The following is a 12125-nucleotide window of genomic DNA, read 5'->3' on the forward strand; positions in this document are numbered from 1 at the left end:
GTGATCAGCCCGAGGCTGGCCCGGGGCGGCGCGTGACCGACGCGCTGTTCCTGGTGCCGTCGGTGCCGGAAACCGGGACGTACCGGTTGGACGGCGCCGAGGGCCATCACGCCGCCGACGTGGTCCGGCTGCGGGTCGGCGAGACGCTGCTGCTCGGGGACGGCGCCGGCGCGGTCGCCGACTGCGTGGTGTCCGCCGTCGCCAAGGGCGTGCTCGACGTCGAGGTGACCGGCTACCGTCGGGTGCCGGCCCGCGAGCCGCGGCTGGTGGTGGCGCAGGCGCTCGCCAAGGGCGACCGGGGCGAGCTGGCCGTGCAGACGATGACCGAGGTCGGCGTCGACGAGATCGTGCCGTGGCAGGCCGCCCGGTCGGTGGTCCGCTGGCAGGGCGACCGGGGCGCGCGGGCGCTGGCCCGCTGGCGCGCCACCGCCCGGGAGGCCGCCAAGCAGTCGCGCCGCGCCTGGTTGCCCGCCGTGGCCGACCCCGTCGGTACTGCGGCGCTCGCCGCGCGCCTCGCCGGGCACTCGTCGTATGTGCTGCACGAGGACGCGGAGACCCCGCTCGCCACCGCACCGGTGCCGGCGACGGGCGCCGTGCTGCTGGTGGTCGGGCCGGAGGGTGGTGTCGCGCCGGAGGAGCTGGCCGCCTTCACCGCGGCCGGCGCGACCCCGGTCCGGCTCGGCCCCGAGGTGCTGCGTACCTCGACCGCCGGGGTCGCCGCCCTCGCCGTGCTCGCCGCCGTCACCGGCCGCTGGCACTGAGCCCGTGACCTGGTGCGGGACCCCGCGCGAGGCGCGGCCTAGGATGCGGGTGTGACGGACTGTCTGTTCTGCAAGATCGTTGCGGGTGAGATCCCGGCGAAGGTGGTCGACGACGCCGGGCGCACCCTGGCGTTCGCCGACATCGAGCCGCAGGCGCCGACGCACCTCCTGGTGATCACCAAGGAGCACCATCCGAGCGCGGCGGAGGCCGCGGCGGCGGACCCGGCGTTGGTGGGCGAGATCGTCGCGACCGCGCACCGGGTGGCGCAGGCGGCGGGCGTCGCGGAGTCCGGCTACCGGCTGGTGTTCAACACCGGGCCGGACGCCAACCAGACCGTGCCGCACGTGCACTGCCATGTGCTCGGCGGCCGCACCATGACCTGGCCGCCCGGGTAGGCCTGTCTCGACGTCCGCGTGCCGGCTGCGGCGGCCCCGGCTTCGGGGGCGGCGTGCCCCGCTGGCCGCGGGCCGGCGTCGCGGCCCCCGCCGCTCGCGGCGGGCCGTGTCACCGACGCCGGTGCGGGCCCTGGCCGAACCCGAAGCGGGCCCTGGTCGAACCCGAAGCGCAGCAGGTACGGACGGCGTCTCCGGCCGTGTCGCGTCCCCTTGTCGAGATGGAGCAACAGCAAGTGAGTGAGCGTCTGCGAGCGAAGCTCGGGCATCGGGCGTGGTGCCTCGTCGCCGTGCCGGCGAAGGCGGGACGGCGATGAGCGCAAGGGTGGATCGCCCGACGACGCCGGCCGACGTCGCGCGGTACTACGAGCGAACGGTGCGGCGGGCCCAGCGTGCCGCCCGGGTGCCCGCGGTACAGGTCGCGTTGCACCGCGCTGATCGTCCACTGTGGACCTTCGAGGTGGGGGACGCCGGCGGCGGGGTCACCCTCGACGCGGACACCCAGTTCCGGATCGGCTCGATCACCAAGACGTTCACCGCCGTGCTGGTGCTGCAGTGCCGTGACGACGGCCTGCTCGACCTCGACGACCCGGTGTCGGCGCACCTGTCGGTGCCGGCGCACGGTGACCTGACCATCCGCCGCCTGCTCAGCCACACCGCCGGCCTGCAACGCGAACCCTACGGCGACATCTGGGACACCCTGGCGGTGCCGAGCCTGGCCGAGACGCTCGCCGGGCTGGAGCAGGCCGAACGGATCCTGCCGCCGGGCCGCCGGTTCCACTACTCGAACCTGGCGTTCGCGCTGCTCGGCCACCTCGCCGCGGCCAAGCGTGGCGGTACCTGGGCCGAGGTGCTCGACGAGCGCATCCTCAGCCCGCTCGACCTGCCGCTGACCCTGCAACCCGGCCCCAACGCCGCCACCGGCTACCTGGTCGACGCCTGGTCCGACCACGCCCGCCCGGAGCCGCGTACCGACCTCGGCGGTGTCGCGCCGGCCGCGCAGCTGTGGGGTACCGCGTCACAACTGGCGCGCTGGGGCGCGTTCCTCGCCGACCCCGCCGCCATCGACCCGGACGGTGCGGTGCTGAGCCCCGACACCCTGGCCGAGATGCGGCACCCGAGCGTGCTGCGCGACGAGCAGGTGTGGAAGGCCGGCTGGGGCCTCGGCCTGGTCGTCCGGCCCGGCCGGGACCGCGGGAGCGACGTCGGCCACGGTGGCGCCATGCCCGGCTTCCTCGCCGAGGCGTACGGGCGGGTACCGGGCACCGATGCCGACGTGCCCGGCGCGTTCGCCGCCGCCGTCCTGCTGTCGGCCGGCAACGGTGACCGCGCGCTCGGCCTGTCCACCACGCTGCTGGACGCCGCGGTCGAGCGCGACCCGGCCGACATCCGGCCGTGGCGGATCGGTACCCCGGTGCCGGACGAGTGGGCCGGGCTGCTCGGCCACTGGTGGGGTGAGGGCTTCGAGTACGTGTTCCGCTGGCGCGACGGGCACGTGGAGGCCAGCGGCGCGGACGATGCGCCGGGCGTACCGCCGGCGGTGTTCGGGATCGAGGGGCCGGATCTGCTGCGTTCGGTGTCGGGCCGGGAGATCGGCGAGCCGCTGCGGCTGACCCGGGACGAGGACGGCCGGATCGTGCGGCTGCACTGGGCGACCTACCGGTTCACCCGCGAGCAGCAGACGTTCGACGGGGTGTGGGCGAGCCGGCCCTGACCGGCCTCGCTCGGCCCGGGGACGGGGCCGGGCGGACGGCGCCGGTGATTCCGGCCCGATTGCCCGGACTTTTCCGGTGATCGGGCCGGGATCCGGGCAAAACGCGCCGGAAACGCGGCGCGGCCCGGGCGCTCCGCCGGATACGATGGGGACCGGTAGCCACCGAGACGTCTGGAGGCATGGCCCGCAGCGGCCGACCCATGACCAGTAGCGCAGCCGACCTGCGGCACGCCCGGGTAACGACCAAGATCACGGTCCCCGACCCGCACACCATGGTGAGCCTGCTCGGTGCCCGCGACGAGCTGCTCAAGCTGGTGGAGCGCTCGATCAAGAGCGACGTGCACGTCCGGGGCAACGAGATCACCCTCACCGGCGAGCCGGCCGAAAACGCCCTCGCCGAGCGGCTCTTCGCGGAGCTGCTGGAGCTCATCGAGAAAGGCGAAACGCTGACCGAAGACGCGGTCCGGCGCACTGTCGGCATGCTCGAACAGGGCACCGAGGAGCGGCCGGCGGAGGTGCTGACCCTCAACATCCTTTCCCGGCGCGGTCGGACGATCCGGCCCAAGACGCTGGGCCAGAAGCGCTACGTGGACGCCATCGACAGCCACACCATCGTGTTCGGCATCGGCCCCGCCGGTACCGGCAAGACCTACCTGGCGATGGCGAAGGCGGTGCAGGCGCTGCAGGCCAAGCAGGTCAACCGGATCATCCTGACCCGTCCGGCGGTCGAGGCCGGTGAGCGGCTCGGCTTCCTGCCCGGCACCCTGTACGACAAGATCGACCCGTACCTGCGCCCGCTGTACGACGCGCTGCACGACATGGTCGACCCCGACTCCATCCCGCGGCTGACCACCAACGGCACCATCGAGGTGGCCCCCCTGGCATACATGCGTGGCCGTGCCCAGCCGGTGTTCACCGAGGTGCTCACGCCCCTCGGCTTCCAACCGATCGGTGACTTGCAGGTCGGTGACCTCGTCATCGGCTCGAACGGTGAGCCAACTCCCGTCCTTGGTGTGTACCCACAAGGTGAAAAGGACATCTATCGGGTATTCACCTCGGATGGGGCAAGCACCCTTGCGTCGGCCGACCATCTGTGGACGGTCATGACTCGTGATGACCGCCGTCGGGGCAAGTCGCGGGTGCTCCAGACCCACGAAATGGTGGACAACCTCTGGGCCGGGCACTATCACCGGTACGAACTGCCACTGCTGTCGCGGCCAGCACAGTTCGAGCCGGTGAGCGTTCCGCTGGATCCATATGCGCTCGGCCTGCTTCTCGGCGACGGCTGCCTGACCGGTTCGACGACTCCGAGCTTCTCTACCATGGATCCGGAGCTTGCTGCAGCCCTTGAAAGCGCCATCCCGGGAATCGTGGCGCGCCACAAGCGCGGACCCGACTACGTGCTGAACCGTGAACGGCAGCCGGGCGATGTGATCACGATGGCGAACCCGGTGACGCTGATCATGCGTGAATTGGGCCTGCTCGGTCAGCGTTCAGAAAGCAAGTTCGTCCCGCCGGAGTACCTGTTCAACTCGCCTGCCGTCCGTTTGGCTGTGCTTCAGGGGCTACTGGACTCCGATGGTGGTCCGGTGACCCAGCGGGGCCGCACCTGCCGGATTCAGTACACGACGACCTCGGCGCAGCTTCGGGATGATGTTGTCTTCCTGGTCCAGTCTTTGGGCGGCGTCGCGCATACCCGGGTGCGTGCACTGGCCGGTCGTACGCCAGGCCGGGCCAACGGGCGGCCGGTCCCGCATCGAAACGACTCGTTCGTGTTGGACATCCGGCTTCCCGCCGGTGTTGTTCCGTTCCGGCTCAACCGGAAGGTGGTGAAATACTCGGCGACGGGCGGTGGTCGCCCGATGCGATACATCCATCGCATCGAACCGGCTGGCGCGGCCGAGGCGGTGTGTATCCAGGTGGCGGCGGCCGACTCGCTGTACGTCACGGAGGAGTTTCTGGTTACGCACAACACGTTGAATGATGCGTTCATCGTGCTCGACGAGGCGCAGAACACCACTCCCGAGCAGATGAAGATGTTCCTCACCCGGCTCGGGTTCGGGTCGAAGGTCGTGGTGACCGGCGACGTGACCCAGGTCGACCTGCCCGGTGGCACCCGCAGCGGGCTGCGGGTGGTGCGCGAGATTCTGGGCGAGCTCGACGACGTGCACTTCTCCACCCTCGGCTCGGCCGACGTGGTGCGGCACAAGCTGGTCAGCCAGATCGTCGACGCGTACGACAAGTGGGACGCCGAGCACGACGAGGACGACGACCGCCCGGCCCGGCGCCGGCGCTGACCGACACCAGTAGAAGAGGACCCGTGTCCATCGAGATCAGTAACGAGTCCGGGGTCGAGGTCGACACCGACGCGGTGCTCGACGTCGCCCGCTACACCCTGGACCAGATGCAGGTCAACCCGCTCGCGGAGCTGTCGGTCCTGCTCGTCGACGTGCCGTACATGACGGAGCTGAACCACCGCTGGATGGGCGGCGACGGCCCGACCGACGTGCTGGCCTTCCCGATGGACGAGGTGGGCGCGGGCCCGGACCGTGGCCCGAGCGCACCGGGCGCCGAGGCCAGCGAGCCGGCGATGCTCGGTGACATCGTGCTGTGCCCGGAGGTGGCGGCCAAGCAGGCGTCCGCGGCCGGGCACAGCGCCGCGGACGAGATGCACCTGCTGACGGTGCACGGCGTGCTGCACATCCTGGGCTACGACCACGCCGAGCCGGAGGAGGAGCGGGAGATGTTCGCGCTGCAGAACAAACTGCTCAGCCGCTGGCAGGCCGCCCGGGACGGGCGAGAGGTGCCGGAGCAGTCCTGATGGCGGCGGGACACGGCGGTACGGCGGGGCGACCGCAGGCGCGGCGCCGCCGCTGCGGGGTGCCGGTCGGGTGAGTCCGATGGTCCTGTTGGTGGCCGCGGCGCTGGTGGTGCTGGCCGGCCTGGTCGCGATGACCGAGGCGGCGCTGACCTCGGCGTCGAAGGCGCGCGCCGGCGAGCTGGTCCGGGAGGGTGACCGGGGGGCTCGCGCCCTGGTCTCGATCCTCGGCGACCTGCCCCGGCACCTGAACCTGCTGCTGTTGCTGCGGCTGGTGTGCGAGCTGGCGGCGACCACGGTGGTCGCGTTCGTGACCGTGGACGCCTGGGGTACCGGCTGGCTCGCGGCGCTGGTGACCGCGGGGTCGATGACGGTGGTCAGTTTCGTGCTGGTCGGGGTGGGGCCGCGCACGCTGGGCCGGCAGAACCCGTACCCGGTGGGGTTGGTGGCGGCGCCGGTGGTGCGCTGGCTGGGCCGGGCGCTGGGGCCGCTCGCGACGCTGCTGATCCTGGTCGGTAACGCGATGACGCCGGGCAAGGGGTTCCGGGAGGGGCCGTTCACCACCCAGGTGGAGCTGCGCGAGCTGGTGGATCTGGCCGAGCAGCGCGGGTGGTGGAGCACGACGAGCGCGAGCTGCTGCACTCGGTGTTCACCTTCGGCGACCGGATCGCGCGGGAGGTGATGGTGCCGCGTACCGAGATGGTGTGGATCGAGGCGAGCAAGACCGCCCGGCAGGCGCTGGCGCTGGCGCTGCGGTCGGGTTTCTCCCGGATTCCGGTGATCGGTGAGAGCGTCGACGACGTGCTGGGCGTGGCGTACCTGAAGGATCTGGTCCGGCGCACCCAGGGGCAGTCCGGGCAGGTGCCGGTGTCGGAGGTGATGCGCCCGGCGGAGTTCATCCCGGAGTCCAAGCCGGTGGACGACCTGCTCAGCCAGATGCAGGTGCAGCGCATCCACATGGCGATCGTGGTCGACGAGTACGGCGGGACGGCCGGGCTGGTGACGATCGAGGACATCCTGGAGGAGATCGTCGGGGAGATCACCGACGAGTACGACGTGGAGCGGCCGCCGGTGGAGCACCTGCCGGACGGGTCGGTTCGGGTCAGCGCCCGGCTGCCGGTGGAGGATCTGGGCGAGCTGTTCGACGTGGATCTGGTCGGCGACGACGTGGAGACCGTGTCCGGGCTGCTCGCGCAGGAGTTGGGCCGGGTGCCGCTCGCGGGTGCGTCCGCGACGGTGGCCGGGTTGCGGTTGACCGCGGAGGGCACCACGGGGCGCCGCAACCACATCGATACCGTGCTGGTGCGCCGGGTGCAGCCGCCGGCGACCGACCAAGATCGTGAGGAACAGACAGCAGATGCCTGAGACGTTGCGGCCGGCGGCGGCCGAGCTGGAAGCCGAGGACGCGAAGCTGGTCACGCTGAGCCGGGCGGCCCGCGGCCGGGTCGGTGCGGCCGAGGGCGCGGCGGTGCGCGACACCGACGGCCGGACGTACGCGGCGGCCACCGTGGCGTTGCCGTCACTGGCGCTGTCGGCGTTGCAGGTGGCGGTGGCGCAGGCGGTGTCGGCGGGTGCGCCGGGGCTGGAGGCGGCGGCGGTGGTGACCGCGGCGGACGCGGTGGACGAGCCGGGCCTGTCCGCGGTGCGCGACCTGGCCGGCGCGGCGCCGGTGCTGCTGGCCGGCGTCGACGGTACGGTGCTCGGCGCCTACCGTGGCTGAGCCGCAGTTCCGGGCCGGGTTCGGCTGCCTGGTGGGCCGGCCGAACGCGGGCAAGTCGACGCTGACCAACGCCCTGGTGGGGGAGAAGGTCGCGATCACCAGCGAGAAGCCGCAGACCACCCGGCGGGCGATCCGCGGCATCGTGAACCGGCCGGGCGCGCAGCTGGTGCTGGTGGACACGCCGGGGCTGCACCGGCCGCGGACGCTGCTGGGTGAGCGGCTCAACGACCTGGTGGCCGAGACCTGGTCGGATGTGGACGTGATCGGGCTGTGCGTGCCGGCGAACGAGCCGATCGGCCCCGGTGACCGGTTCATCGTCCGGGCGTTGCAGTCGGTGCGCGCGACGAAGCTCGCGATCGTCACCAAGACCGACCTGGCCAGCCGGGAGACGGTGGCGCAGCAGCTGCTGGCGGTCTCGGAGCTGGCCGACTTCGCCGAGGTGGTGCCGGTGTCCGCGGTGGCCGGCGAGCAGGTGGAGCTGGTGGCGGAACTGATGATCGGCCGGCTGCCGGAGTCCCCGATGCTCTACCCGGACGACGTGGCGACCGACGAGCCGACCCGGGTGCGGATCGCCGAGTTCGTCCGGGAGGCGGCCCTGGAGGGTGTGCGGGACGAGCTGCCGCACTCGATCGCGGTGCTCGTCGAGGAGATGACCGAGGAGACCACCCGCGGCGGTGAGCCGCTCACCCGCATCTACGCCGACCTGTACATCGAGCGGCCGAGCCAGAAGGCGATCGTGATCGGCCGCGGCGGGGAGCGGCTGCGGCGGGTCGGCGCGGTCGCCCGGACCCAGATCGAGCAGCTGCTGGGCACGAAGGTGTACCTGGATCTGCACATCCGGGTGGCGAAGGAGTGGCAGCGCGACCCGAAGCAGCTGCGCAAGCTCGGTTTCTGATCACTTTTGGTAGCCGCTGCTCGAACGATTGGTGAGCATTGCTTGCGGTCTGGGGCGGTGGTGCGGTTGCTCGTATCATCGAGCAGGTATGTCGCCAGACCAGCCCGCCCCCCGACTGGACATCGGTGATCGTCGATCGACCGTTCGGGGCGCCCCGTCGAGGCAACGAGGAGCGTTCGGATGCGACGTCGCGGAGCAACCCAGCCGTCGGCGGGCCGCCTGCCGGCCAGGCGAAGCGGCGGGTTCATCTCGGTCGGCCTGGTGCTGGCGATGTCGGTCGGCCTGGTCGGCACCGTGCTCGGGGTCGGCGCGACCAGCCGTTCGCTGGACGTCGCGGACGGCAACGTGTGGCTGTGGAGCAGCAAGCCCGGGCAGGTCAGCCGGGTCAACGCCAACTCCGGCCGGGTGGACCAGAACCAGCCGCTGACCGACTCCCGCGGCCACCGGGTGGAGATCACCCAGAACGACAAGTACCTGCTGCTGCACGACCTGGACAGCGGCAAGGTGACCTCGGTCGACCTGACCCGGATGGGGTTCACCGGGTCGCTCCAGGTCACCAAGGGCTCCGGCGTGCGGGTCGCGTTGTCCGGCGACAAGGCCGCGCTGATCGACCAGCGCACCGGTGAGATCCGCGGCTTCGACCCGGCCACGTTGCGCACCACCGGGGCGACGCTGCACCTGCCGGCGCCGCTGGCCGGCGGTGACTTCGACGCGTCCGGCAAGCTGTGGGTGGGCGTGCCGTCCCAGGGCACGGTGGCGTCGGTGTCGCTGTCGACCAAGAAGGCCGCGGTGGCGCGGAGCGAGTCGGCCACCCCGCCGGGCCATCCGATGGCGGTGTCGGTGCTCGACCACGGGGTGCTCGCGGCGGACACGTCGGGTCGCGACATCGCGGTGGTCACCGACAAGGTGACCACGCTGACCGCGCCGCAGCCGCTGACCGGCGCGACCGTGCCGGCCCGGACCGTCGGTGACCTGGCCGTGGTGACGCTGCCGAAGTCGGGCCAGGTGCTGCCGGTCGGGCTGAGCAAGCCGACCAGGCCGAGCGCCTTCGACCTGCCGGACGGGGTCACCCCCGACCCGGCGACCCCGTTCTCCGGCCGCATCTACGTGCCGGACGTCAAGCACCACCAGGTGCTGGTGTTCGACAAGTCCGGCAAGAACCTCGGCACTCTCGGCCTGGCCGGCGCGCAGGGCCCGCTGGACCTGCAGGTCCGCGAGGGGCACCTGACGATCAACGCGCCGGACGCCTCGGTGGCGCGGGTCGTCGATCCGGACGGGGTGACCCGGGTGGTGGACAAGTACCGCACCGACGTGCCCGGCGGCGACGGCGACCTGTCGGTGATCGCCGCGCCCGCTCCGGGCGACAACGGCAAGCACGGCGGCAACGGCGGGCACAGCCGCGGCGGCGGCAACGGCTCGCAGGGTCCCGGTCAGCAGCACACCGGGCCGCCCAGCCCGCCGATCCCGGTGACCGCGCTGGCCGGCGACCACCAGGTGTCGCTGTCCTGGCCGCAGCCGGCGGTCAACGGCGCCCCGATCCAGCAGTACCAGGTGAGCTGGGACGGCGGTCACCGCACGTTCGGCGGCGGCAGCCGGTCGACCACGATCACCGGCCTGCACAACGGCCAGTCCTACTCGTTCGCGGTGACCGCGACCAACAAGTTCGGCACCTCGCCGGAGGCGCTGTCCGACCGGGTGACCCCGGGCGGCGCGACCCCGGACGTGCCGCAGAACGTCAAGGCGACGGTGACCGACAAGGGCCAGGTCACGGTCACCTGGGGCAAGGCGGATCAGGCCCGCGACTACGTGGTGCAGCCCTCCGGCGGCGCCGGCAGCCAGATCGTGAACGCCACCTCGGCCACCTTCGACTCGTTGACCGGCGGCCAGTCGTACACGTTCACGGTCACCTCGCGCGGCACCAACGGCCGCGCCAGCGACCCCAGCTCCCCGAGCAACGCGGTCACCCCGTTCACGGTGCCCGGCGCGCCGCAGGTGTCGGTCAGCGGTACGAGCCAGAGCAGTGTGACGGTGAGCTGGCCACCGGCCGCCGACAACGGCAGCAAGATCACGCAGTACTACGTCCAGCTCGACGGCGGCACGGCCCAGAAGGAATCGACGACCTCGCACACGTTCGGCAACCTGCAACCGGCGACCAAGCACACCATCACGGTGTGGGCCGAGAACGCCGCCGGGACCAGCGAGAAGACCAGCGTCACGGCCACGACCGGCAAGCCGCCGGCGCCCACCGTGTCGGTCTCGGTGACCGGCAAGACCACCACCTCGATCACGGTGCGGGTGTCTACGAGCCAGTCTGCGACCAAGTGCACGGTTTCGATCGGTGGTGGTGCAAGCCAGTCGTGTGCGACCGGTAACAGTTCGCACACCTTCTCCGGTCTGCATCCGTCATCGAGCTATAGCTTCTCCGCGACGGTCAACGATGCCTATCAGCAGTCGATATCCGATTCGGCGTCCGGCGACACGACGGTCATCAGCACCAGGAACGCCTGCCAGAACGCGCAGCCGAACTGCTCGGTCGGTATCTACCCGGCTCCGAACCAGAGCGGCACGAGCGTGGGACGGTGGAAGCAGGGTTCCTCGGTCAACGTCGAGTGCAAGGCGAGCGGCCAGGAGATCTACGCGTACAACCAGAACGGGAACCGGCGAAGCACGATCTGGCTCAAGATTCCGGGCAGCGGCTACGTGCCGTGGGCGTACTCGGACATGAGCACGGGCACCCGCGATTCGTTGCCGACCTGTTGATCGACGAGACCAGGAGCACGTGAGTGAGTTACCCGCGGCAGGACGGGCCGCCGCAGCAGCGTGAGGTGGCCGGCTTCGTGTCGGTGTTCGGCGCGCTGCAGCGCAACGTCGAGCAGGTCGTGCTGGGCAAACCCGAGGTGGTACGGCTGGCGTTGACGGCGCTGTTCGCGGGCGGCCACGTGCTGATCGAGGACGTACCGGGGACGGGCAAGACGACGCTGGCGCGGGCGATGGCGGCGAGCCTGTCCGGCGAGGTGCGGCGGCTGCAGTTCACCCCCGACCTGCTGCCGTCCGACGTGACCGGCGTGACGATCTTCAACCAGGCGTCCAAGGAGTTCGAGTTCCATCCGGGTCCGGTGTTCGCGAACATCGTGATCGGGGACGAGATCAACCGGGCGTCGCCGAAGACGCAGTCGGCGCTGCTGGAGGTCATGGAGGAGCGGCACGTCACCGTCGACGGGTTGCGGCATCCGGTGCCGAACCCGTTCCAGGTGGTCGCGACGCAGAACCCGGTCGAGATGGACGGCACGTACCGGCTGCCGGAGGCGCAGCTGGACCGGTTCCTGATGAAGCTGTCGGTGGGCTACCCGGACGAGGCGAGCGAGATCGAGGTGCTGCGCGGGGGCGCGGTCCGCCGCTCGCCGGACGACCTGTCGCCGGTGACCGACACCGACACGGTGGCGGCGGCGTCGGCGCTGACCCACCGCGTCTACCTGCACGAGGCGCTGTACGGGTACGCCGTGCAGCTGGCCGCGGCGACCCGCAGGCACGACGACGTGCGGCTCGGCCTGTCGCCGCGAGGCGCGATCGCGCTGACCCGGGCCGCCCAGGCGTACGCGCTGGCCTCGGGACGCGGGTACGTGCTGCCGGAGGACTTCAAGGCGCTCGCCTCCGCGGTGATCGCGCACCGGCTGGTGCTGACCCCGGACGCGCAGTTGCGCGGCGGTTCCGCCGACGACGTGGTGGCGCAGGCGCTCGCCACCGTGCCGGTCCCGCAGCCCGCTGGCGGCGCGAGTCCGGCCCAGCCTGCCGGTGGCGGGAGCATGGCTCAGCCGGGTGGCGGA

General features: G+C 71.7%; 7 protein-coding genes and 5 pseudogenes. All 12 read left to right on the forward strand.

From position 1 onward, the window contains the following. The first annotated feature begins 32 nt into the window (after positions 1-32). On the forward strand, positions 33-761 hold the full coding sequence (locus tag Athai_RS06465) for a 16S rRNA (uracil(1498)-N(3))-methyltransferase (protein ID WP_203960639.1): 729 nt from the start codon (positions 33-35) through the stop codon (positions 759-761). A gap of 51 nt (positions 762-812) precedes the next feature. Then, positions 813-1157, forward strand: coding sequence for a histidine triad nucleotide-binding protein (locus Athai_RS06470; protein ID WP_203960640.1), 345 nt, complete (start codon positions 813-815; stop codon positions 1155-1157). Between the two features lie 310 nt (positions 1158-1467). Further along, the gene (locus tag Athai_RS06475) at positions 1468-2868 is read left to right on the forward strand and encodes a serine hydrolase domain-containing protein (RefSeq protein ID WP_203960641.1); all 1401 of its coding nucleotides are present in this window, start codon (positions 1468-1470) and stop codon (positions 2866-2868) included. Positions 2869-3068: 200 nt separating this feature from the next. Beyond that, a pseudogene (locus tag Athai_RS33945) lies at positions 3069-3767 on the forward strand (PhoH family protein); the annotation flags it as partial. 564 nt (positions 3768-4331) lie between these two features. Continuing rightward, a pseudogene (locus Athai_RS33950) lies at positions 4332-4562 on the forward strand (LAGLIDADG family homing endonuclease); the annotation flags it as partial. A gap of 276 nt (positions 4563-4838) precedes the next feature. Further along, positions 4839-5165: pseudogene (locus tag Athai_RS33955) on the forward strand (PhoH family protein); the annotation flags it as partial. Positions 5166-5188: 23 nt separating this feature from the next. After that, positions 5189-5689 (forward strand): rRNA maturation RNase YbeY, encoded by a 501-nt coding sequence (gene ybeY, locus Athai_RS06485; RefSeq protein ID WP_203960643.1) that lies wholly within the window; start codon positions 5189-5191, stop codon positions 5687-5689. A gap of 79 nt (positions 5690-5768) precedes the next feature. After that, positions 5769-7051: pseudogene (locus tag Athai_RS06490) on the forward strand (hemolysin family protein). Then, positions 7044-7406: a cytidine deaminase gene (locus tag Athai_RS06495; RefSeq protein WP_203960644.1), complete on the forward strand. Its 363-nt coding sequence runs from the start codon at positions 7044-7046 to the stop codon at positions 7404-7406. Before Athai_RS06490 ends, Athai_RS06495 begins: the two are co-directional and overlap by 8 nt. Continuing rightward, positions 7399-8301 (forward strand): GTPase Era, encoded by a 903-nt coding sequence (gene era, locus Athai_RS06500; RefSeq protein ID WP_203960645.1) that lies wholly within the window; start codon positions 7399-7401, stop codon positions 8299-8301. Before Athai_RS06495 ends, era begins: the two co-directional genes overlap by 8 nt. Positions 8302-8481: 180 nt before the next feature. Next, on the forward strand, positions 8482-11061 hold the full coding sequence (locus tag Athai_RS06505; RefSeq protein ID WP_203960646.1) for a fibronectin type III domain-containing protein: 2580 nt from the start codon (positions 8482-8484) through the stop codon (positions 11059-11061). Positions 11062-11084: 23 nt separating this feature from the next. After that, a pseudogene (locus Athai_RS06510) lies at positions 11085-12077 on the forward strand (AAA family ATPase); the annotation flags it as partial. Positions 12078-12125 lie beyond the last annotated feature (48 nt).

Source organism: Actinocatenispora thailandica, assembly GCF_016865425.1.
Taxonomy (GTDB): domain Bacteria; phylum Actinomycetota; class Actinomycetes; order Mycobacteriales; family Micromonosporaceae; genus Actinocatenispora; species Actinocatenispora thailandica.